General features: G+C 61.7%; 17 protein-coding genes and 1 tRNA gene. 8 read left to right on the top strand and 10 right to left on the bottom strand.

The genetic code is table 11. The annotated features are described in order from the left end of the window. Positions 1 to 191 precede the first annotated feature (191 nt). Together ABFC66_RS04670 and ABFC66_RS04665 are read left to right on the top strand one after the other, a co-directional pair. Positions 192 to 1,010 (top strand): DUF1302 family protein, encoded by an 819-nt coding sequence (locus ABFC66_RS04670; RefSeq protein ID WP_346739800.1) that lies wholly within the window; start codon positions 192 to 194, stop codon positions 1,008 to 1,010. Between the two features lie 44 nt (positions 1,011 to 1,054). Further along, positions 1,055 to 2,008 carry a DUF1302 family protein gene (locus ABFC66_RS04665; protein WP_346739799.1) on the top strand — a complete coding sequence of 318 codons (954 nt, stop codon included), beginning with the start codon at positions 1,055 to 1,057 and terminating at the stop codon, positions 2,006 to 2,008. Positions 2,009 to 2,125: 117 nt separating this feature from the next. Here ABFC66_RS04665 and ABFC66_RS04660 read toward each other — a convergent pair whose 3' ends face one another. From ABFC66_RS04660 to ABFC66_RS04635, 6 genes are all read right to left on the bottom strand, one after another. Continuing rightward, the gene (locus ABFC66_RS04660; RefSeq protein ID WP_346739922.1) at positions 2,126 to 2,818 is read right to left on the bottom strand and encodes a response regulator; all 693 of its coding nucleotides are present in this window, start codon (positions 2,816 to 2,818) and stop codon (positions 2,126 to 2,128) included. Then, the gene (locus ABFC66_RS04655) at positions 2,812 to 5,511 is read right to left on the bottom strand and encodes a sensor histidine kinase KdpD (RefSeq protein WP_346739798.1); all 2,700 of its coding nucleotides are present in this window, start codon (positions 5,509 to 5,511) and stop codon (positions 2,812 to 2,814) included. Before ABFC66_RS04655 ends, ABFC66_RS04660 begins: the two co-directional genes overlap by 7 nt. Before the next feature lie 15 nt (positions 5,512 to 5,526). Then, complete coding sequence (gene kdpC, locus ABFC66_RS04650; protein WP_346739797.1) at positions 5,527 to 6,126, bottom strand: potassium-transporting ATPase subunit KdpC; 600 nt, start codon at positions 6,124 to 6,126, stop codon at positions 5,527 to 5,529. Between the two features lie 11 nt (positions 6,127 to 6,137). Next, positions 6,138 to 8,222: a potassium-transporting ATPase subunit KdpB gene (gene kdpB / locus ABFC66_RS04645; protein WP_346739796.1), complete on the bottom strand. Its 2,085-nt coding sequence runs from the start codon at positions 8,220 to 8,222 to the stop codon at positions 6,138 to 6,140. Between the two features lie 9 nt (positions 8,223 to 8,231). After that, positions 8,232 to 9,959: a potassium-transporting ATPase subunit KdpA gene (gene kdpA / locus ABFC66_RS04640; protein WP_346739795.1), complete on the bottom strand. Its 1,728-nt coding sequence runs from the start codon at positions 9,957 to 9,959 to the stop codon at positions 8,232 to 8,234. 460 nt (positions 9,960 to 10,419) lie between these two features. Then, a tRNA-Val gene (locus ABFC66_RS04635) sits at positions 10,420 to 10,495 on the bottom strand. A 155-nt stretch (positions 10,496 to 10,650) separates the two neighbouring features. Between ABFC66_RS04635 and ABFC66_RS04630 the strand changes: the two genes are divergently transcribed. Next, positions 10,651 to 11,823 carry a DUF3047 domain-containing protein gene (locus ABFC66_RS04630; RefSeq protein ID WP_346739794.1) on the top strand — a complete coding sequence of 391 codons (1,173 nt, stop codon included), beginning with the start codon at positions 10,651 to 10,653 and terminating at the stop codon, positions 11,821 to 11,823. Here the strand turns inward: ABFC66_RS04630 and gph are convergent. Continuing rightward, a complete protein-coding gene (gene gph / locus ABFC66_RS04625) occupies positions 11,820 to 12,566 on the bottom strand; it encodes a phosphoglycolate phosphatase (RefSeq protein ID WP_346739793.1) in 747 nt (248 codons plus the stop codon). The genes ABFC66_RS04630 and gph overlap by 4 nt on opposite strands. Before the next feature lie 92 nt (positions 12,567 to 12,658). Between gph and ABFC66_RS04620 the strand changes: the two genes are divergently transcribed. After that, positions 12,659 to 13,150 carry a GNAT family N-acetyltransferase gene (locus tag ABFC66_RS04620; protein WP_346739792.1) on the top strand — a complete coding sequence of 164 codons (492 nt, stop codon included), beginning with the start codon at positions 12,659 to 12,661 and terminating at the stop codon, positions 13,148 to 13,150. A gap of 26 nt (positions 13,151 to 13,176) precedes the next feature. Here ABFC66_RS04620 and ABFC66_RS04615 read toward each other — a convergent pair whose 3' ends face one another. Beyond that, on the bottom strand, positions 13,177 to 14,319 hold the full coding sequence (locus ABFC66_RS04615; RefSeq protein ID WP_346739791.1) for a M14 family metallopeptidase: 1,143 nt from the start codon (positions 14,317 to 14,319) through the stop codon (positions 13,177 to 13,179). Between the two features lie 128 nt (positions 14,320 to 14,447). Between ABFC66_RS04615 and ABFC66_RS04610 the strand changes: the two genes are divergently transcribed. The 4 genes from ABFC66_RS04610 (at position 14,448) to ABFC66_RS04595 (ending at position 19,552) form a co-directional block, all read left to right on the top strand. Next, entirely contained in the window at positions 14,448 to 15,908 is a 1,461-nt protein-coding gene (locus tag ABFC66_RS04610; RefSeq protein WP_346739790.1) for an NAD-dependent succinate-semialdehyde dehydrogenase, read from the top strand. A 4-nt stretch (positions 15,909 to 15,912) separates the two neighbouring features. Beyond that, the gene (rpiA, locus tag ABFC66_RS04605) at positions 15,913 to 16,611 is read left to right on the top strand and encodes a ribose-5-phosphate isomerase RpiA (RefSeq protein WP_346739789.1); all 699 of its coding nucleotides are present in this window, start codon (positions 15,913 to 15,915) and stop codon (positions 16,609 to 16,611) included. A gap of 19 nt (positions 16,612 to 16,630) precedes the next feature. Beyond that, positions 16,631 to 18,016, top strand: coding sequence for a glutathione-disulfide reductase (gene gor, locus ABFC66_RS04600; protein WP_346739788.1), 1,386 nt, complete (start codon positions 16,631 to 16,633; stop codon positions 18,014 to 18,016). A gap of 153 nt (positions 18,017 to 18,169) precedes the next feature. Beyond that, positions 18,170 to 19,552 (top strand): 3-deoxy-7-phosphoheptulonate synthase class II, encoded by a 1,383-nt coding sequence (locus ABFC66_RS04595; protein WP_346739787.1) that lies wholly within the window; start codon positions 18,170 to 18,172, stop codon positions 19,550 to 19,552. Positions 19,553 to 19,699: 147 nt separating this feature from the next. Here the strand turns inward: ABFC66_RS04595 and ABFC66_RS04590 are convergent, their stop codons facing one another. Together ABFC66_RS04590 and ABFC66_RS04585 are read right to left on the bottom strand one after the other, a co-directional pair. Further along, complete coding sequence (locus ABFC66_RS04590) at positions 19,700 to 20,716, bottom strand: NADP-dependent oxidoreductase (RefSeq protein ID WP_346739786.1); 1,017 nt, start codon at positions 20,714 to 20,716, stop codon at positions 19,700 to 19,702. A gap of 74 nt (positions 20,717 to 20,790) precedes the next feature. Continuing rightward, complete coding sequence (locus ABFC66_RS04585; RefSeq protein WP_346739785.1) at positions 20,791 to 21,816, bottom strand: NADP-dependent oxidoreductase; 1,026 nt, start codon at positions 21,814 to 21,816, stop codon at positions 20,791 to 20,793. Positions 21,817 to 21,889: the final 73 nt, after the last annotated feature.

The raw sequence follows: 21,889 nt of genomic DNA, 5'->3' as shown, positions 1-21,889 counted from the left end.
CCGCGCCGAGGAGGAGACGCAAAATCACAAACGGCATCGCAACCGCGCCCGAAAGGGCGTGAGCGCAACCGCGCGCCCTGGACATTGCTTCGTGCGATGGCGTCAGGGGGCTGCGCAAGAGGCCGCCGTTTCAAAGAAAACAAAAATTTGAAATCGCCTCTCGTGTGAGGCGGTCAATAGGGAGAGGAGTAATGAGTAAGGTGAAACGCTTACAACTTCTGGTCATGGCCGGAACGATCGGCTTCGCGGCCGCCGGCGCGCCGGCATTCGCCGAAGGATTCAAGTTCGGCGAGATGGATCTTTCCGTCGACACCACGGTTTCGCTGGGCGTCGGCGTCCGCACGAGCAAGCAGAGCTGCACGAAGATCAGCGGAGAAAATGGCGGCTGCCCGGTCAACCCGAGCGCGCCGGCACCCGCCCATGTCTATAACGACGTGAACCTCGATGATGGCAACGTCAATTTTGGCCAGTGGGATGCCTATTCGGAACGTGTCAAGTTTGTCACTGACGTGCAGGCGAAGTGGCAGAACTACGGCGCCTTCGTCCGTGTGAAGGGCTTCTACGACTATATCGGCGATCAGGTCGCGGGTCAGAGCAGCACCGATTACGGCAAGCGTCCGCTGAGCGATGCGCTGCGCGGCAATGACGCGCATAACGCCGCCGCCTGGGACCTCAGCGTTCTCGACGCCTTCGTCTACGGCAATTTCGACGTCGCCAACGGCCTTCCGCTCAACCTCCGTCTCGGCAAGCAGGTTGTGAACTGGGGTGAGAGCCTCTTCATTCCGGGCGGCATCAACCAGTTCATGTCGGTCGACCTTGGCGCGCTGCGCACGCCGGGCGCGGAGATCAAGGAAGCCCTTCTACCGCAGGAAATGCTCTATGCGTCGCTCGGTCTGCCCAACGACATGAGCCTCGAAGCCTGGGCCGGCTTCAAATGGCGTCAGACGCAGCTCGATCCCGTTGGCACCTATTTCGGTAACGACATCTTCGGACCGGGGGCGCCTATCTGAACATCGCCATCGACGGTCCGGCCAATACCTACTACCAGTTGCCGGTGAAGCCGTCCAAGAAGCCCGGCGATTTCGGTCAGTTCGGCCTGAAGCTCGGCTACAATGCTGACTGGCTGAATGACGGCACGGAGCTCGGCCTCTACTACGTCAATTACGACTCCAATGTTCCGTTCCTCGAATATTCGAACGGAGTGCCCGGTGTGTTGTCGGGCTCAGCGGACACGGCCCAGTATTACCGCGCTCACTATGCCGAAAACATTCAGGTGATCGGCGCGAGCTTCTCGACGGTGCTGGCCGACTTCATCTATGGCACGGCCTTCTCGGGCGAACTGGTGTATCAGCCCAATCTGCCGTTCCAGATCTCGTCGGGCGAAATGCTGCTCGGTCATTGGGGCACGAATACCGGTGGCGCGATTCCCTATGACTCGACGCTTCCTTATGACATGACGCCGGGCGCGTTCCCGGACGGTTTCATCCGGACGGACTCGGTCACGGGTCAGATCGGCACCGTCTCGACGCTTCCGACTTCGGACTCGATCACGAGCGGCCTCGGCGCCGATCTGGTCATCCTGGTCGCGAACTGGGGCTTCCAGTGGATGCCGGGCATTTCGGACGTCAAGCTCAATGCGCTCGCCGCATCGATGTCTGAATTCGTCACGCCGGCGCTCGCCACGCGCAACCCCTACTTCCAGCTATACCATCCGGACCGCTTCTCGCATGGCTACCGCCTGAGCGCGAGCGTCCAGTACAACAACGCTTTCGGTACGGCCATCACGCTCACGCCGCTGGTCCAGTTCGCGCAGGATTTCGGCACCTCGGCCGGCCCGGTCGGACCGGGCTTCCTCGACAACAAGAAGACGCTGTCGCTTGGCGTTCGCGGAACCTACCAGAGCAACTGGAGCGCCGGCGTTCAGTGGACCGCCACGCGCGGCAACGCTGTGCAGAACGCATTCGAAGATCGCGACTTCATGACCTTCGACATCAGCTACGCCTTCTAAGCGAAAGCTGAACAGGAGTTCTACCGCGATCCTCTCATCCGCTAACTGGTCGCGGCAGAAAAAGAAGACCCCGGAAAGAAATTTCCGGGGTCGTTTCTTTGTAATGAGGGATGCCGTTCAATCCGCCCTCAACCGATAGCCAACCCCGGTCTCAGTCAGAATGAGTTGCGGACGGGTGGGGTCAGCTTCGAGTTTTTCACGCAATTGTCTGATGTAGACCCGAAGGTATTGAACGTCCTCGGCGTGTGCCGGTCCCCAGACTTCCTTCAGCAGGAAGCCATGTGTCAGCACTCTGCCTGAATGAGCGACGAGGAGCCTGAGAAGATCATATTCCTTGGCGGAGAGTTTCACCTCGTTGTCGGCAACCGTCACGATCCGACGCACGAGGTCGACCGACAAGGCGCCACTTCGGAAGATCGGAGTCTCGCCCTGGATCTGAAGGCGATGGCGGAGCGCGGTCCTGAGCCTCGCCATGAGCTCTTCCATCCCGAAAGGCTTGGTTATGTAATCGTCGGCGCCGAGATCGAGAGCCCGAACTTTTCCCTGCTCGTCATTGCGGACCGATAGCACGACGATGGGAACCTGGGAGGAAAGACGCAGTCTTTCGATGACGTCGAAGCCTTCGCCGTCCGGCAGCCCCAGATCGAGGATGACGAGGTCCGGCCTTTCCTTTGCGGCGAGCGCTACAGCTTCAACCGCGCTTCCTGTTTCGGAAATGCGATAGCCCTGAGCATTGAGGCTGGTGCGCAAGAAGCGACGGATCTGTGGCTCGTCATCAACGACCAGGATATGCATAGGCACGGTCAAGATTTAGCTTCCATAGATTGACGAACGATTGGAAGGGTAGGAAGGCGAACCGTAAATATTGAGCCGTGGCCATCGGTCCTGTTTGCGGCGCTGATGGTGCCACGAAATGCTTCCACGAAGCCCCTGCAAACTGCAAGGCCAAGTCCTGTGCCTGCGGGACGATTGTCACCTGATCCCGACCGGCGAAACTTGTCGAAGATCGCTTCGATCTCATCGGAAGGAATACCTTCGCCCTCGTCTGTGATGCTGATCGAAATTTCTCCCGTCGCGGCCCGCGCTTCCATGCGAATGGTGCTCCCTGGCGGGGAATATTTTGCAGCATTGTCGAGGAGGTTGAAGAGGACTTGTTCGAGAAGAATGGGATCGGCGGATACCGGCGGCAAATCTCTGGGGATGTCTACCTGGACTTTGTGCCCCGAAAGCATCCGGCCCGCACGCCGAAGTGCTGTCTCGGCGAGTTCGGCAATATCGACTTCGGTCAGCCGGATGTTGAGCGCACCAGATTCGAGCCGCGTGATGTCGAGAAGGTTTCCGACGAAGCGGTTGAGACGTTCCGCCTCGTCCTCAATGGTCGACATGAGGTCATTCCGCTGTGCAGCATCGAAGCGATCGAAATAGGTCCTGAGGCTGGTCACCGCACCGATGATGGAGGCAAGTGGCGTCCTCAGATCGTGCGAGATGGACGTTAGAAGCGTGCTTCGCAGGCGTTCTGTCTCACTCAGCACGCGCGCATTGTCGACATCCTCGGCTAGCTGAATACGTTCGATCGAAACGGCTATCTGATCGAGGAGCGCATCGAGTAGCCGGCGTTCCTCTGCGCTGAAAAGCGGACCTGGCGCTTCCCGATCGAGACCAACGACGGCAAAGGCACCGGCCGTTGTCTTGAGCGGCAGGAAGAGGCGTCTGGCGCCGGGAAGCGTATCCGATGCGCGCCCAGCGGCGCGTTGATGATCGAAGGCCCATCGTGCTGCGGCGAGGTCCGCTTCGTCGGCAACGTCGTCGGGAGGATAGGCCGCCGCCAGAACCATGTGGTTCTCAGCCGGAAAAAGAAACACGACACGCAATTTCAACATTGAAGCGATCTGGAAGGCGGCCGCCCAAAGCAGATCATCAAGGTCGCTGATGCCGGCCAGTTTGCGGCTGAACGCATTCAGGTCAGCCGTTGTTCTTACTTGAGACTGGGCGACGATCACCTGCCGTCTCGTGCGCGCCGTCAGGTTGCTCGTCAGGATTGCTACAATGGTGAAGAACACCAGCGCCAGAATGTTCGCGGGATCTACGATCGTGAACGTATAGAGCGGCGGCAGGAAAAAGAAGTTGTAGACGAGTGTGCTGAGAAGAGATGCATAGAGAGACGGCCAAAGACCGAAATTGACCGCCGAAAACAGAATGGCAGCGAGAAAGACAAGTGAGATGTTCGGCAAGGGTACGAACAGAAGAATAAACCGACCGATACCCAATGCAGCGGCGACCGCAGCACTGCTGACGGCATAGGGATAGAGGTCGAGCGCCTCATCGGTCCTGCGCGTGATGATCTGAGGCTTTTCCCGTTTGCCGGTGACCGGGATTACGTGAATGCCGATGTCATTGGCTTTCGCGATCAAATCACTGACGGTGGATCTACGCCAATACCCTGACAACCTCATCCGCTTTGGTCGCCCCACCACAATCTGGGTCACGTTTGCGTCGCGTGCGTAATCAAGTATCGCGTCGGCTGCGTTCTCTCCAGTCAACGTAACCGTTTCCCCTCCCAGCGATGTAGCCAGGTTATAGGCTTCGGCAATATGAGCGCGCTCCGTCTCGGTCGGCTGATCGCCGCTGGTCGCTTCGACGTGGAGCACCGCCCATGAGGTTTTTAGCCGGTCGGCCGCCCGGCGCGCGTAACGGATAAGTCCGGCGGCGTTCTCGCTGCCGTCGATGCACACAAGAAGACGTTCGTCGGTCGGCCAAGGTCCCGTGATCGCATGAGCTCGCATGTAGCTCAGCATCTGCTCGTCGACGCGCTGCGCGGTGCGCCTGAGCGCCAGCTCCCGCAGGGCGGTGAGGTTGCCGGGAGAGAAATAATGCTTCAGCGCGCGCTGCGCCGCATCGCGCACATAGACTTTGCCTTCATGAAGCCGCTGAATGAGCTCCTGAGGCGTAATGTCGACGACCTCGATTTCGTCCGCGCGGTCTATGATCGAGTCCGGGACGGTTTCACGCACACGTATGCGGGTGATTTGCGCCACCACATCGTTGAGGCTTTCGACATGCTGGACATTGAGCGTTGTATAGACATCGACGCCCGCCGCCAGCAGCTCCTCAACATCCTGATATCGCTTGGGGTGGCGGGAGCCCGGCGCGTTGGTATGCGCCAGCTCATCGACAAGCACCAGCGCGGGTCGGCGCGCGAGCACTGAATCGATATCCATCTCTTCGAGAATGCGACCCTTGTAAGGGATGTGCGCTCGCGGCAGCGTTTCGAGAGCGAGTGCCAGGCGTTCCGTCTCGGCTCGCCCATGGGTCTCGACAATCCCGATCACGACGTCGACGCCCTCGCTCTTTCGCTGAGCGCCGGACGAGAGCATCTCATAGGTCTTGCCGACGCCCGGTGCTGCGCCGAGGAATATCTTGAGCTTGCCGCGACCCTCGAGCGCTGCCTGCTCCAGCAAGGCCTCAGGAGTCGGTCGTCGTGCCTCCTGATCGATGCTGGCCATTCGTCTGTCTGTCCATCATTTTGCAGCCATCTCGTCCAGAGCCAGATTGAGATTCAGGACATTGACGGTCGGTTCGCCGATGATACCGAGCATTCGCGGTTTGGTGAACTGTGCCACGAGGCTCTCGATCCGCTCCTGATCGAGGTGGCGCGCTTTCGCGACACGGGGTACCTGAAAGAGAGCGGCGGCCGGCGTTATGTCGGGATCGAAGCCGCTGGCGGAGGTCGTGACGAGATCGACGGGGACCGGCACAGCAGGGTTTTCGGCTGCGAGTCTGGCCGTCTCTGCCTTGATCCGCTCGATCAAGGCTTTGCTCGTCGGTCCCAGATTGGAGCCCATGGAGTTCGCAGCGTTGTAAGGTTGGGAAATGGTGTTGCCCTTGTCGTCAGTTCCGGTCGTTGCGGACGGCCTTCCGTGGAAATAGCCGGCGCCCACGAAATTCTGACCGATAAGTGTCGAGCCTATCACTTTGCCATCCCGGCTGATCAGGCTCCCCTCGGCCTGATGAGAAAAGAGGAGACCTCCCAGCCTGGTCATGCCCAGCGGATAGGCGAGGCCGGTAAGCAGTGTAAGGAGCAGGAGAAGGACGATTGCGGGGCGAATTTCATTCGACATGACACTTATCCTCAAATGAGGCCGATGGCGGAAATGACGATATCTATGAGCTTGATGCCGACGAAGGGAACGATGACGCCACCTGCGCCATAGACGGCAAGATTGCGCATGAGGAAGGCAGCGGCGCTTCGCGGCGAGTACTGCACGCCGCGGAGCGCGAGCGGGATCAAGGCGATGATGATCAAGGCGTTGAATATGATCGCCGACAGAATGGCGCTTTCCGGCGAGTGCAACCTCATGATGTTGAGGACGCCGAGTGGGGGATAGAAGGCTGCGAACATTGCCGGAATGATAGCGAAGTATTTGGCGACATCATTGGCGATCGAGAAGGTCGTCAGCGTGCCGCGCGTCATCAGAAGCTGTTTCCCGATGGCGACGATTTCGATGAGCTTCGTCGGATCGCTGTCGAGGTCGACCATGTTTCCGGCTTCCCGCGCGGCTTGCGTTCCGGTCTGCATGGCGACCCCCACGTCTGCCTGCGCAAGTGCCGGTGCATCGTTTGTGCCATCGCCGCACATGGCGACGAGCTTTCCCTTCGCCTGTTCTTCGCGAATGAGACGAAGCTTGTCTTCCGGCGTCGCCTGAGCCAGGAAATCGTCGACGCCAGCCTCCGCCGCGATGGCGGCAGCGGTCAACGGGTTGTCGCCCGTGATCATGACGGTGCGGATGCCCATGCGGCGCAGCGCTTCAAATCGCTCCCTGATGCCGCCCTTGATAATGTCCTTGAGATGGATGACGCCGAGAATCCGGTCATCTATCGAGACGGCAAGCGGCGTACCGCCGGAACGCGCCACCCGATCGACAATCTGCTGAAATTCCTTCGAGGGTGCAGCTTTGCCTTGCGGGAGCTTACCGGCGATGAACGCGAGAACGGCATCGGCGGCTCCCTTCCTTATCTGATGGCCGTCGACGTCGACGCCGCTCATTCTGGTCTGCGCGGAGAAGGGTACGAAGTTTGCGCCATGCCCGGCGAGTTCTCTGCCGCGCAGGCCGTATCTCTCCTTGGCAAGGACCACGATAGACCGGCCTTCCGGCGTTTCGTCGCTGAGCGAGGAAAGTTGCGCAGCGTCGGCGAGCTCGGATTCCGCCACGCCGGGAAGCGGGATGAATTCGCTGGCGACGCGGTTTCCGAGCGTGATCGTTCCCGTCTTGTCGAGGAGAAGCGTATCGACGTCCCCCGCGGCCTCGACGGCGCGACCGGACATGGCCAGCACATTGAATTTGACGAGCCGGTCCATGCCCGCGATCCCGATGGCGGACAGAAGTGCGCCGATGGTCGTTGGAATGAGGGTCACGAAGAGCGCGACGAGAACCACGACCGGGATGTGGCCGCCTGCATAGGCCGCAAAGCTTGGAATGCTGGCCGTCGCAAATACGAAGATGATCGTCAACCCGACGAGCAGAATATTCAACGCGATTTCATTCGGCGTCTTCTGCCGCGCGGCTCCTTCGACGAGGTGAATCATACGGTCGAGAAAGGTTGAGCCCTGAGCAGCGGTGATGCGTACCTTGATATGGTCGGAGAGCACGCGCGTACCGCCGGTCACCGCCGAGCGATCGCCGCCGCTTTCGCGGATGACCGGTGCGGATTCGCCCGTGATGGCGGATTCGTCGACCGAGGCGACGCCTTCGATGACCTCGCCGTCGCTTGGGATGAGGTCGCCTGTTTCGACCAGGGTAACGTCGCCGACCTTGAGTTCGGCCGCGGCGACGACCTCGTAGTCACCGCTATCAAGGAGACGTTTTGCGGTCGCGTCGGAGCGTGTCCGACGAAGCGCATCGGCCTGCGCCTTGCCGCGGCCTTCGGCAATCGCTTCCGCGAAGTTGGCGAAGAGAACCGTAAACCAGAGCCAGCCGACAATCTGCGCCGTGAAGTCGATATGACCGGCTCCGATGGCGATGTCCCGGACGAGGATGACGCTGGTGAGCGCGGCCACCGTCTCGACTACGAACATGATCGGGTTCTTGATCAGCGTCCGTGGGTCGAGCTTGACGAAAGAGTCGATGATCGCCTGCTGGACGAGCTCGCCTTCAAACAGGGAGCGGGTGCCGATCTTGTGCGTACCGGGACGATCCGGCGTGTGTAGGAGAGACATGATGAAGCCTCAATAAAGCGTGCCGTTGAGCATGGAGAAATGTTCGACGATCGGTCCCAGGGAGAGCGCCGGGAAGAAGGTGAGGCCGCCGACGACAAGGATGACCGCTACCAGAATGCTGACCCAAAGAGCGCCGTCCGTCGGAAAGGTGCCCGCAGAGGCGGCGATTTTGCGCTTGCGTGCCAGAGACCCGGCGACGGCGAGCATGGGGACGATCATGGCGAAGCGGCCAATCGTCATCGCAAGGCCCAGGGTTACGTTATAGAAGGGTGTGTTGCCCGTGAGGCCGCCGAAAGCGCTTCCATTGTTGCCTGTCGCCGAACTGAAGGCATAAAGGATCTCGCTGAAGCCATGCGGCCCCTGATTGGCGATGCTTGCGACCGCATTCGGAAGCGCGGTGGCGAGCGCCGTGAAACCCAGGATCGAAAATGGCAGGCATATGATCGCGAGCGCCGTCATCTTGACGTCGAAGGCTTCGATCTTCTTGCCGATATATTCCGGTGTGCGACCGACCATCAGGCCGCATATGAAGATGCCGACGATGGCAAAGAGCAGCATGCCGTAGAGGCCTGAACCGGCACCGCCGAAAATGATTTCGCCGAGCTGCATGTTGAGCAGGGGGACCAGTCCACCCAGCGGCGTGAAGCTGTCATGCCAGGCATTTATGGCGCCACAAGATGCATCGGTCGTGACGGTTGCGAAAAGCGCCGAATTGGCGATTCCGAAGCGGACTTCCTTGCCCTCCATGTTGCCGCCGGCCTGAAGTGCGCTTGCAGCCTGATCGACGCCGAGGCTCGTCACGTTCGGATTGCCGACCGCCTCGAAGTGATAGGCGATGAGCGCACCGGCAAGGAAAAGGACACTCATTGCGGTGAACAGGGTCCAGCCCTGGCGTTCGTTGCCTACCATGCGGCCGAAAACATTCGTCAGCGCGGCGCCGATCGAGAAGATCAGGACGAGCTGCACAAGGTTGGTCAGGGCATTCGGATTCTCGAAAGGATGAGCGGAGTTCGCGTTGAAGAAGCCGCCTCCATTGGTGCCCAGCATCTTGATGACCTCCTGGGAGGCCACCGGACCGACGGCGATCGATTGATGCGCACCCTCCAGTGTCGTCGCGTCCACATAGGCGCCGAGCGTCTGCGGCATACCCTGCCAGATGAAGAAGAGGCCGACGACGATGGAAAGCGGCAAAAGGACGTAGAGTGTCGTGCGTGTGAGATCGACCCAGAAGTTGCCGATCCCGTTCGCCGAAACGCGCGCGAAGCCGCGAATGAAGGCGACCGAAAGCGCGATGCCGGTGGCTGCCGAGACGAAATTGTGAACCGTGAGCCCGGCCATCTGAGTGAAATAGCTCAGCGTGGTCTCGCCGCCGTAGTTCTGCCAGTTGGTATTGGTGACGAAGGAGATCGCGGTATTGAAAGCCAGCAGCGGATCAACATTGCCGAAGCCCTGCGGATTGAAAGGCAGATAGGCTTGGAACCGCAGCATTGCGTAGAGGAGAGAGAAGCCCGCAAGACTGAAGAAAAGCATGGCTGCGCCGTAACGGAGCCAATGCTGATCGGATTTCTCGTCGACGCCGGCAAGGCGATAGAAGAGAAGCTCCACGGGACGCAGGACTGGCGTCAGCCATACGGGATCGCCGTTCAGGACGCGCGTCATGTATCCGCCGAGCGGCCGGGTGATAAGGAGGATGATCGCGCAAAAGAGCGCGATCTGAAGAAGACCATTCGCTGTCATGACATGCCTCAGAATTTGTCGGGTCGCGCGAGGACCACGAACAAGTAGCCAAGTATGAAAAGGGCGACGGCTGCCCCAAGGACGAGATCGAAGCTCATGTCGCCCTCACAGCCGATCGCAGAGATGGAGATAGGCGTAGAGCGCTGCAAAAGAGATGAGCGCGATCGCCAGCATGCCGATGTCGAGCATGGTCAATCCTCAAAAGCGTTTTGGTGCGCTGAGCTGACCTCGGATCGGGGTAAAAATTCGAGAGGGATTGATAAGTGTGAAAATAAGAGCGGTATAAATTAATTGGTCGGCGGACAGCGGCTGCAACGGTTTTGAGGCTGTCGGGGACGCCTTTCCGGCGAATGGTGGCCACGTCGCACTCCCGCTGTGATCAAAATGCGATCAGAGGGCTTCGCGGTGCTTCTCGGCGGGGAGCTCGATGCTAGCTATTTGATTTTTATAGCTTATTCAATGGTGGGCGGTACTGGACTCGAACCAGTGACCCCTGCGATGTGAACACAGTGCTCTACCAACTGAGCTAACCGCCCGCGCGGGATTCGGGGTGCCTGGAGGCTGCGCCCGAGCCGGGCCTGTCTATAGGCTTTGGGCGAACCCGAAGTCAAGACGTCTCGGGGTGATGTATCCGCTGCTCGCGGGCTAAGCTGTGTGCCTGGCGGCATCGGGAGCGCGAGAGGGAGGGAATATGGCAGGAGCAGGCATTCGAACAGTGGCAACGCTGGCAAGGCTCGCGGGGCGGGGGCTTCTTCGCGCATTGCGTCCGGAGCCCGCCGGCCCGGAAGGCGGCGCCGGATTTGAGACGGTGTTGAGGGCGCTGGTCGCCGCACCTTCGGTTGCGGCGGAGGTGAGAGAGGTGCGCTTCGTCACGCTTTCCGCGGATGAGAGCGGCTGGCTTGCGGCTGCTTGCGACGTTGCGCCGGGCGATGAGGTGACCGTCATTGCGGCGGGCAATTTCTGGGCCTCGAAGGCGCTCGACATGCGCTTCGGCGCGCGCATCGGCATTTGGCTCCGCGCGGGCGAACATGGTCGCATCCGAAAGACGCGGGGCGCCGCGTCAAGTCTTCGGATGGAGGAAGGCGGGCCGCTCTATCTGGTCGCGAAGCCGCCGGGCGAATGGGCCGATGAGCGGGGCGCCTTCGATCCGGCTTTTCCGCGCGGCGGATTGCCCGGCGCGATCAGCGTGTGCGTCATCACCTGGAAGAGTGGCGCTGCCAAAGGGCTCGAAGCGCTGGCGCAGGCGGGCGACTATGCGGGGCTCGTTGCCGAAGCGCTTGAGGATGCGCGCCATCCCATCGAAGCGCCGGAAGGCTGGAACTATCTCTGGCGTCTGGGCGAGGGCCGCATCTATCGCGCGGCAGAAGGGGACGGCGCGCGCCGCATCTGCTGCCATACGCATGAGGATGTCGGCATCCTCCAGTTTCCCGTCAACTTCCCGCTGACGGAAAGCACGCGCCTCAGGTGGCGCTGGAAGGTCGACAGGCTGCCCTGCGATCTGCCGGAAGATATCCAGCCGACGCATGACTATCTCTCGATCGCGGCCGAATTCGAGAACGGTCAGGACCTCACTTACATGTGGTCGAGTACGCTCGGCGAGGGCACGATCTTCCGCTGTCCGCTTCCCTATTGGGACAAGGTGGAAACGCATTGGGTGTTGCGTTCGGATGCGAGCCGGCTCGGCCAGTGGCTTTCCGAGGAACGGCCGGTAAGGGCCGATTACGCGAAGGCGGTTGGCGTGCCGCCGCAGCGTATCGTGCGCGTCTGGCTTATCGCCGTCAGCGTCTTCCAGCGCGGAACGGGCATTTGCGAATATGCCGATATCGAACTGGTCGACGGCGACCGCGTACTGAAAGTGCTCTAGCGCCAGCCGCTGAAGTGATCGGGCAGCAGCGTTGCGATGGCGCGGGGGAATTCGTCGAAGTGGTCGATGATGACGTCCGCGCCGAGCTCGGTCACGGGCTGGCGCGTGTAGCCGAAGCTGACGCAGATCGAGGGCAGGCCGGCATTCTTCGCCGCGTCGATGTCGGTCTCGCTGTCGCCGACCATGATCGTGGCCTTTCGGTCGCCGCCAAGCAGGCGGATCGCCTCGAAGAGATGTTCGGGATCTGGCTTCTTCACCGAGAGCGTGTCGCCGCCGATGACGACCGGGAAATATTTGTCGATGCCCAGATGCTCGAGAAGCTGACGCGAGAGGCGCTCGACCTTGTTGGTGCAGACTGCGAGCAACACGTCCGCCTCTTCCAGCCGCTGCAGCAGCGAGGCGACGCCGGGCCATAGCTCGGTGTGGTCCGCGATGTGCTCGCTGTAATAGGCGATGAATTCCTCGAAGGTCCGGTCGAGCAGCTCCTCGCTCGCGGCGGGCCCCGTTTCCTTGAAGCCGCGTTCCATCAGCAGCCGCGCGCCGCCGCCGACGAGGTGCCGCACGCGGGATGAAGGTATGCGTGCGCGGCCGTGGCGGGCGAGGATGACATTCATGGTCTCGCAAAGATCGCCGGCCGTGTCGGCAAGCGTTCCGTCGAGATCGAAAAGGAGGGTGGGGCGGGGCATGGTCGACCGGATCGTGTTGTGTCCGGCCTGTCTCGCACGCGCACCGGGCGCTGGCAAGTCTCTCCTTGAAATGCGGCAGGGGGCAACCTGCTTTCAAAGTGGTCCATTCTCCAATCGGCGATAGCAGGGCTTTCCGCCATTATTTTTGCATGACGGTACTTACGCGCTACCAGATGCGGATGGCATGGCCGGATCAGGATGAAGAACTGATCGCGCGGCTGAAGATCGTCTGCTGGCGCGAGGCATATCCGGGCATTCTTCCGCAGCCCATTCTCGATGGTCTCGACCTCGGCCGCTCAGTGGCGGAGTGGGAGCGCGCCTTGCACAGCGGTATTGCGTGGATCGCCGAGCAGGCGGGCGTGCCGATCGGGTTCGGCCATGCGCGAAGAGACGAGGTAACGACGCTTTATGTGCGCAAGGCTGATCATGGTCAGGGCGTCGGCATGGCGCTGCTGCTGCATTGCTTCGACGAAATAGCCTGCCTCGGACATGACCGCGCCCATCTCTGGGTTCTCGAGGAGAACGTCAAGGCGCGCCGCTTCTATGAATGCATGGGCGGGCGGATGGTGGCGCGACGGGCGGTCGGCTACCGTCAGTATCCGGACATCATGGAAGTTCGCTACGAGTTCACTCTCGCCTGACACACAGGCGACGGGCAGACAGGGTGCTAATCCGCTGCCCGGACGCATTCATGCGACCAATCAGCCAGGCCGGAAATCGTTTCGCGATAGCAGGCGAGCGCATTGCGGATGACATTGTCGCGCCAGCTCCTGCGGCGGGGCGCATAATCGTCGCGGATCTCTTCGAGATAGGCCTTTGCTTCCGGCGCGTCGAGGCCGCCTTCGAAACGCAGCCAGCGTTCGAGGATCGACGCGCGGATGGTCTTGGTCGGGCTCGGCTTCTGGCGGGCGGAGCGGAACTCGATGACGGCGCCGGCGAGCCGCGCATGCGGCGCGAGTTGTTCTTCGAGCCCCCAGAACATGATGCCGCGCCGTGTCGGGCGTTTCGATCCCCACATGGAGTTGACCGTTGCGGGGTCGAGAGCGTCTTCACCCCACCAATGCGCGGCGCGCGCGAAATCCGGACCTTGCGGATTCGAGAAGCAGAGATAGATCAGGTCCCCGTCGCCAGCCGGTCCCGAATGCCAGTCGATGTAGGCCACGCGGCGCGCGGTGGCAAGGTCGATCGAGACAATGTGGCGAAGCGTCGTGTTCGACCATTCCGGCTTGAGGCCGCCATAGTGATAGCCGTCGGGATGCGTGTATTGGCCGCGGCTGATCGCATCTTCCAGCGCCCATTGCCCATGTTTCTGGACGAAGCGCGCGCCCGCGCCGACGAGCTTGCTCATCGATTGATCGTCCAGACGCTTCGGACAGAGAAATTTGTGCAACTCGTCGTAGAGCGGATTTTCGGGGTGGGGTGCGCTGTGGTCGAGGAAGTTGCGGTTGAGATCGACGTTGTTTTCCGTGCCCCGGAGGCCCCAGGCGAAGCCGAAGGGGTTGACCGCATGAACGAGCAGCGCGGCCGTGCGCGGCGGGAGGTCGCGGGGGCCGCATGTCGTCATCCAGGCCAGCTGGGCCGCCGACCCCGCGAAGCCCTCGGTTCCATGGGTGCCGGAGATGTTGAGAAGAACGGCTTCGGCGTCTTGGGGGCCGAACCAGGCGGTGTCGAGACAAAGAGCGGAGCCTTTCGGTCCGCGCGCCAGCGGATTCTCGTAGGTCTTGAGCCTGCCGCCAACCTGAATCGCTGTTTCCATGAAGCGCGTGCGGGCTTCTTCATAGGTTTCCGAGAAAAACAGGCCTGCTTCCATGGGCTTTTTCTGTTCCTCTTTCCGGCCTTGGCGCCGGATGGTAACTAAGAGGGCCTTGGAGGTCCGCTCGACGCATCAGTTTGAGCCCGACCCCGTTCAATAAGCAAGCCGCTCCCGAGGAGTTCACCATGAAGCTCGCCGCGCGTCTCAAAGACCAGAGCCTGTTGAAGACACTTTGCTATATCGACGGAAAATGGGTCGGTGAAGGGGCGGCGCAAATCAAGGTTACAGACCCCGCGACCGACGAGGTTATTGCCACGGTCCCGTCGCTGGGCGCGGCCGAGACCCGCGAGGCGCTGAAGGCCGCGGAAAGGGCGCAGAAGGCATGGGGCAGGCGCCCGGCCAAGGAACGCGCCGCGATCCTGCGCCGCTGGTTCGACCTGATGATGGCCAATCAGGACGATCTCGGCGCGATCCTCACGGCAGAACAGGGCAAACCGCTCGCCGAAGGGAAGGGCGAAATCGCCTATGCGGCCTCGTTCATCGAATTCTACAGCGAGGAAGCGAAGCGCGTTTATGGCTCCATCGTGCCGTCGCCTTCGACGGATCGGCAGATCGTCGTGCTGAAGCAGCCGATCGGCGTTTGCGCGGCGATCACGCCGTGGAACTTTCCTTCCGCGATGATCACGCGCAAGGCAGGCCCCGCACTCGCCGCCGGTTGCGCCATGGTGGTGAAGCCCGCTTCGCAGACGCCGCTCTCGGCGCTGGCGCTTGCCGAGCTGGCACACCGCGCGGGCATTCCCGCCGGCGTCTTCAGCGTCGTCACCGGCAAGGCCGGCGAGATCGGCACGGAAATGACGACGAGCGAAATCGTGCGCAAGGTCACGTTCACGGGCTCGACGGAAGTCGGCAAGAAGCTGATGGAACAGTCGGCATCGACCGTAAAGAAAGTGTCGCTGGAACTCGGCGGCAACGCGCCCTTCATCGTGTTCGACGATGCCGATATCGATGCCGCCGTCGAGGGCGCGCTCGGATCGAAATATCGCAATACCGGCCAGACCTGCATCTGCACCAATCGCTTCCTCGTGCAGGACAAGGTCTATGACGCCTTCGTCGAGAAGCTCGCCGCGAAGGTGAGGGCGATGAAGCAGGGCAGCGGCTTCGAAGAGGGCGTGGCGCAGGGCCCGCTCATCGACATGGCTGCCGTCGAGAAGGCTGAGGAGCATGTGGCGGACGCGGTTGCCAAGGGCGGCCGTGTGGTCGTCGGCGGCAAGCGCAGCGCGCTCGGCCACTCCTTCTACGAGCCGACGGTGATCGCCGATGCGAACTCGTCGATGAAGCTCGCGCAGGAGGAAACCTTCGGCCCCGTTGCGCCCGTCTTCCGCTTCAAGACGGAGGACGAGGCGATCGCGCTCGCGAACGATACGCCTTTCGGCCTTGCCTCCTATTTCTACGCCCGCGACATTGGTCGCGTGTGGCGCGTCGCTCAGGCGCTGGAGGCGGGACTTGTCGGCGTCAATGCCGGTCTCATCTCGACCGAGGTGGCGCCTTTCGGCGGATACAAGGAATCGGGCATCGGCCGCGAGGGCGGGCCCTGGGGCATCGAGGAATTCCTCGAAGTGAAATATGTGGCGATGGCGGGGCTGTGAGTAGATGACACCGGCTGAACAGAAGAAGGCGGCGGCGGCCAAGGCAGCCGAATATGTCGAGGACGGCATGAAGCTCGGCATCGGCACGGGCTCGACGGCGGAGGAATTCGTCCGTGTGCTGGCAGAGCGCGTGAAGGGCGGCTTGCGCGTCATTGGCGTACCGACGTCGGAGCGCACGGCGAAGCTCTGCACCGAGCTTGGCGTGCCGCTGACCAATCTCGACGACACGCCGCATCTCGATCTGACCATTGACGGCGCGGACGAGTTCGATCCGGCGCTCCGGCTCATCAAGGGCGGCGGCGGCGCGCTGCTGCGCGAGAAGATCGTGGCAACGGCGTCGGATCGGATGATCGTCATTACGGATGCGACGAAGAAGGTTGCGATGCTCGGCGCCTTTCCGCTGCCGATCGAGGTCATTCCCTTCGGATCGCTCGCCACGGTGCGCCGCGTCGCGGAAGTGGCCCGGGCCCATGGCTGCGAGGGCAAGATCGTTCGCCGCGCGGACAGCTATGGCGAGCCCTTCTTCACGGATTCGAACAATTTCATCTTCGATTGCAGATTCGGCCGCATTCCCGATCCGGATGGCCTCGCGCGTGAGCTGAACCTCATTCCCGGTGTCGTCGAAACCGGATTGTTCATCGGTATCGCCACATTGGCCCTTGTCGGCACGAGTGCGGGTGTCGATATCATAGAGCCGAAATAATTTCAGAGCGCGGCCGGCCATGACCAAATACGACTACGACCTCTTTGTCATCGGCGCGGGCTCGGGTGGTGTGCGGGCGAGCCGCATCGCCGCGAGCCATGGCGCGAAGGTGGCCGTTGCCGAGGAATATCGCGTTGGCGGCACATGCGTCATTCGCGGCTGCGTACCGAAGAAGCTTTTCGTCTATGCGAGCCAGTTCTCCGAGGAATTCGAGGACGCGGAGGGCTTCGGCTGGACGGTCGGCGAGACGCGCTTTTCCTGGGCGAAGCTCATTGCGAACAAGGACAAGGAGATCGACCGGCTCAACGGCATCTATATCCGCAACCTGGAACGCTCCGGCGTCGCCATCATCCAGTCGCGCGCGATCCTGAAGGACGCGCACACGGTACATCTCGTCGGCGAAGGCCGCGACGTGACGGCGGACAAGATACTGATTGCGACCGGTGCGACGCCATTTCTGCCGCATGACGTGAAGGGCATCGAACACGCCATCACGTCGAACGAGGCCTTTCACCTCGAGGAATTGCCGGATCATATCATCGTGGTCGGCGGCGGTTATATCGCGGTGGAATTTACCGGCATCTTCAACGGCCTCGGCGTGAAGACGGCGCTGCTCTATCGCGCCGACAGGATTTTGCGCGGTTTCGACGAAGATCTTCGCGTCGGGCTGATGGACGAGATGCGCAAGAAGGGCGTCGACCTTCGCACGCACGCGCATATCACCGAGATCGAGCGCAAGGGCGGCAAGCTCCATGTGACGCTGAAGGATGGCACGGTGATCGAGACGGGCGCGGTTCACTATGCGACAGGCCGCAAGCCGAATTCGCGCGGGCTGGGGCTTGAGGAGATCGGTGTCAGCATCAGGAAGAACGACGCCATCGAGGTCGATGCCTATTCGCAGACGAGCGTGCCGAACATCTATGCCGTGGGTGACGTGACCGACCGCGCGGCGCTGACGCCAATCGCCATTCGCGAAGGGCAGGCCTTTGCCGAGACGGTCTTCAACAACAATCCGATTGCCGTCGATCACTCGGTCATTCCGACCGCCGTCTTCTCGCAGCCGGAACTCGGCACAGTGGGTCTTACCGAGCACGAGGCGCGGGAGAAGTTCGGCGAGATCGACATCTACAAGACGAGCTTCCGGCCCATGAAGCACACCATGACGGGCCGCGAGGAAAAGACCTTCATGAAGCTCGTGGTCGACCAGAAGTCCGAGCGGGTGCTGGGCGTCCATCTGATGGGGCCTAGCTCCGGCGAGATCATCCAGGCCGTCGGCATCGCCGTCACCATGGGGGCGACCAAGAAGCAGTTCGACCAGACAGTCGCCGTTCACCCCTCGGCGGCGGAGGAACTCGTCACTCTCAAGGAAAAATGGGCGCCGCCGGTCCAAAAGGCCGCCGATTAACCGGTTGTTCCGCTATATCCAGCCGATTCAAGGGCTTAGACTTCCCTTTGGAGGGGTTGTGGCCTATAAAGCCGCCCTCCATATGGAGAGCGAGCGGCGCAGGGCCGGGCGAAGGCGTCCGGATGCGCCTATTCGTGTTTCGGAGTGACGATCATGGCGGAGACCTGGACACCGGATAGCTGGCGGGCAAAGCCCTCCAAGCATCTGCCCATTTACCCGGACGCGGCGGCCCTGCAGGCTGTCGAGGCCCGTTTGCGCTCCTATCCGCCGCTGGTTTTTGCAGGCGAGGCCCGCAACCTGAAGCGTGAACTGGCGGCTGTCTGCGAAGGCCGCGCTTTTCTGCTCCAGGGCGGCGACTGCGCCGAGAGCTTTGCCGAATTCTCTGCCGACAATATTCGCGACACGTTCCGCGTGCTGCTGCAGATGGCGGTCGTGCTGACCTTCGCTGCCGGCTCGCCCATTGTGAAGGTGGGCCGCATCGCCGGTCAGTTCGCGAAGCCGCGTTCGGCGCCCGAGGAGACGATCGGCGGCGTGACGCTGCCGTCCTATCTCGGCGACAACATCAACGGCATCGAGTTCACGGCGGAATCCCGCATCCCCGATCCGGAGCGGCTGCTGCGCGCCTATTCGCAGTCGGCCTCGACGCTGAACCTCATCCGCGCTTTCGCGACCGGCGGCTATGCCGATCTCGATTTCGTGCATCGCTGGAATCTGGGCTTCGTTTCCGACAGCCCGGAAGGCGCGCGCTATGAAGAACTCGCGAACCGCATCACGGAAGCGCTCGACTTCATGCGCGCCTGTGGCGTCAATTCCCAGACGCTGCCACAGCTCCACACGACGGAGTTCTACACGAGCCACGAGGCGCTGCTGCTCGGCTTCGAGCAGGCGATGACGCGCGTCGACTCGACCACGGGCGATTGGTACGACACCTCCGCCCACATGCTCTGGATCGGCGACCGCACGCGTCAGCCCGATCATGGCCATGTCGAGTTCCTGCGCGGCGTGAAGAACCCGATCGGCATGAAGTGCGGTCCGTCGCTGGACCCCGAAGAGCTTCTGCGTCTGACCGACATCCTCAACCCGAAGAACGAGCCGGGGCGCCTGACGCTCATCTGCCGTTTCGGCGCGGAGAATGTCGAGAAGCACCTGCCGGCGCTCATCCATGCGATCAAGCGCGAGGGCAAGAAGGTCGTGTGGTCCTGCGATCCGATGCATGGCAACACGATCAAGGCGTCGAACGGTTACAAGACGCGTCCTGTCGACCGCGTTCTCGCCGAAGTGCAGTCCTTCATGGCTGTGCACCGCGCCGAGGGCACGCATGCCGGCGGCGTCCATTTCGAGATGACCGGCCAGAACGTCACCGAATGCCTCGGCGGCGCGCAGGCCATCACCGAGACGGATCTCGGCGACCGCTACCACACGCATTGCGACCCGCGCCTCAATGCGAGCCAGTCGCTCGAACTCGCCTTCATGATTGCCGAAGGGCTGAAGACCGAACGCGTCAATGCGCAGAAGCTGGCCGTCGGCGCGAAGTGATCTTCGCGTACAGATGAATTGAAAAGGCCCGGTGGAAACGCCGGGCCTTTTTTCTTCTCGTCATGCCGGACCTGATCCGGCATCCATCTTCTTCACGTCGCGGCGCAAAGATGGCCCCCGGGTCAAGCCCGGGGTGACGAATGGTGGTCAACTCACCTTGATGAGCCTGCGCCCATGGTTCTCGCCCTCGAAGAGGCCGATGAAGGCCTTGGCGGAGTTTTCGAGGCCTTCGGAAATATCTTCGGTGTAGACGAGCTTGCCTTCGTGAATCCAGCCGGCCATTTCGGTCTGCGCGGCGCGGAAGTCCTTGAAGTAGTCGAAGACGACGAGGCCTTCCATGCGCAGGCGATGGGTGATGAAACGCGTGACGTTGCGGATGCCATGAAGCTCGTTGTCGGCGCGGTTATATTCGCTGACCTGGCCGGAGACGACGATGCGGCCATGTTCCTTCATGTTGAGGATCGCCGCGTCGAGCATTTCGGCGCCAACATTGTCGAAATAGATGTCGACACCGCCGGGGCAGGTTTCTGCGATGGCAGCGCGGAGATTGCTCGCCTCGCGGTAGTTGATCGTGCGGTCGAAGCCAAGGCTTCGCACATAGTCGCACTTGTCCTTCGAGCCCGCGATGCCGATAACGGTGCAGCCCTTCATCTTCGCGATCTGGCCCGCCGTCGCGCCGACGGGACCGGCGGCTGACGAGATCAGCACCGTGTCGCCTTCTTGCGGGCGTCCAAGATCGAGAAGGCCGAAATAGGAGGTGAGGCCCGGAATGCCGAGAACGCCGATGGCGGCGGTGGGGCGGAGCTTGCCGTGGTAGAGCGCGGGATCGAGCTTCTGGATGCCGCGGCCATTCGACAGCGCGTGGCTCACCCAGCCGAAGCCGCCCGTTACGCGGTCGCCCGGCTTGAACTTCTCGTTGTTCGACACTTCAACAATGCCGACCATGGCGCTGTCGATGGTCTCGCCGAGCGGCAGCGCGGCGGCGTAGCTCGCGCTTGAAAGCCGCGAGCGCATGCCGGGATCGACGGAGTGATATTCGGTGCGGATCAGAAGTTCATGCTCGCCGGGATCGGGCAGGGTGATCTCTTCCAGCCGGAAATTATCGAGCTTCGGTTTGCCCTCCGGGCGCGACGCAAGCACCCAGCGTTTTGCCTTTGTCGGCATGGTTCTCTCCCCCCGTTTGGTCTTCCCCCCGTCATCCTGGCCCGGACAAGCCGGGCCAGGACGTATCGGGAAAACTAGATCGCCTTGTCCGGCCCGATCTTCACGAGCATCTTGCCGACATTGGCGCCCGAGAAGAGGTTGAGGAAGGCCTTGGGCGCGTTCTCGATGCCGTTCTCGACCGTTTCCTGCCAGTGCATCTTGCCGGCTTTTTTGAGCTTGGCCATCTCGGCATAGAAGGCGGGGATGATGTCGAAATGGTTCGAGACGATGAAGCCCTGGAGCTTCAGGCTCTTGCCGACGGCCATGATGAGGTTGGATGGGCCGGGGCGCGGGGCCGTGTCGTTATATTGTTCGATCATGCCGCAGAGTGCGAGGCGGCCGAAGGGGCGCATGTGGTTGATCGCAACTTCCAGATGCTTGCCGCCGACATTCTCGAAATAGACGTCGATGCCCTTCGGGAATGCCGCGCCGACTGCCTTGTCGAGATCGCCGCAGGTCTTGTAGTTGATGGCCTTGTCGATGCCGGCGACCTTTTCGAGCCATTCGCATTTCTCGTCGGAACCCGCCGAGCCCACGACATAGCAGCCATGCGCCTTGGCGAGCTGGCAGACGACCGTGCCGACGGCGCCCGAGGCGGCGGAGACGAAGACCGTCTCGCCATCCTTCAGCTCACCGATCTTCATGAGTCCGGCATAGGCCGTCATGCCCGGCATGCCGAGCGTGCCGAGATAGGCTTCGATGGGCCCGAGCGCGGGATCGACTTTCTGGAAGGCCTCCGCTTTCGCGAGCGCATATTCGCGCCAGCCGAACATGCTCTGCACATAATCGCCGACTGCGAGCTTCGGCGATTTCGAGGCGATCACCTGTCCGATGGCGCCGCCCTGAAGCGCTTCGCCGATCTGGAAAGGGGGGACGTAGCTTTCGCGGTCCATCATGCGGCCGCGCATATAGGGATCGACCGACATCCAGATATTCCGGACGAGGACTTCACCTTCGCCGGGCTGTCCGACTTCAGTGGTTGCGAGTTCGAAATCCGAAGGCTTGGGCGCGCCGACGGGGCGCGACTTCAGACGGATTTCCTTCGAGACGAGGTTGGACATGTTTCTCTCCCAGAATTGTTGTTCCGGGGAGTAAACACGCTTTCCGTGACGTCAGGAAGCCCGCAACGGCAAA

This window comes from Parvibaculum sp. (genome assembly GCF_039680535.1).
Lineage (GTDB): Bacteria > Pseudomonadota > Alphaproteobacteria > Parvibaculales > Parvibaculaceae > Parvibaculum.
Note: the sequence above shows the minus strand (reverse complement) of the source record. Positions and strands in the feature narration are given on the sequence as shown.

Coding starts and splice junctions, on each gene's coding strand:
- kdpB (WP_346739796.1), bottom strand. CDS start 8,222: ATGTCTCTCCTACACACGCCGGATCGTCCCGGTACGCACAAGATCGGC.
- ABFC66_RS04655 (WP_346739798.1), bottom strand. CDS start 5,511: ATGGCCAGCATCGATCAGGAGGCACGACGACCGACTCCTGAGGCCTTG.
- rpiA (WP_346739789.1), top strand. CDS start 15,913: ATGACACCGGCTGAACAGAAGAAGGCGGCGGCGGCCAAGGCAGCCGAA.
- ABFC66_RS04595 (WP_346739787.1), top strand. CDS start 18,170: ATGGCGGAGACCTGGACACCGGATAGCTGGCGGGCAAAGCCCTCCAAG.
- ABFC66_RS04615 (WP_346739791.1), bottom strand. CDS start 14,319: ATGGAAGCAGGCCTGTTTTTCTCGGAAACCTATGAAGAAGCCCGCACG.
- ABFC66_RS04620 (WP_346739792.1), top strand. CDS start 12,659: ATGACGGTACTTACGCGCTACCAGATGCGGATGGCATGGCCGGATCAG.
- ABFC66_RS04670 (WP_346739800.1), top strand. CDS start 192: ATGAGTAAGGTGAAACGCTTACAACTTCTGGTCATGGCCGGAACGATC.
- ABFC66_RS04590 (WP_346739786.1), bottom strand. CDS start 20,716: ATGCCGACAAAGGCAAAACGCTGGGTGCTTGCGTCGCGCCCGGAGGGC.
- ABFC66_RS04585 (WP_346739785.1), bottom strand. CDS start 21,816: ATGTCCAACCTCGTCTCGAAGGAAATCCGTCTGAAGTCGCGCCCCGTC.
- ABFC66_RS04630 (WP_346739794.1), top strand. CDS start 10,651: ATGGCAGGAGCAGGCATTCGAACAGTGGCAACGCTGGCAAGGCTCGCG.
- kdpC (WP_346739797.1), bottom strand. CDS start 6,126: ATGTCGAATGAAATTCGCCCCGCAATCGTCCTTCTCCTGCTCCTTACA.
- gor (WP_346739788.1), top strand. CDS start 16,631: ATGACCAAATACGACTACGACCTCTTTGTCATCGGCGCGGGCTCGGGT.
- ABFC66_RS04610 (WP_346739790.1), top strand. CDS start 14,448: ATGAAGCTCGCCGCGCGTCTCAAAGACCAGAGCCTGTTGAAGACACTT.
- kdpA (WP_346739795.1), bottom strand. CDS start 9,959: ATGACAGCGAATGGTCTTCTTCAGATCGCGCTCTTTTGCGCGATCATC.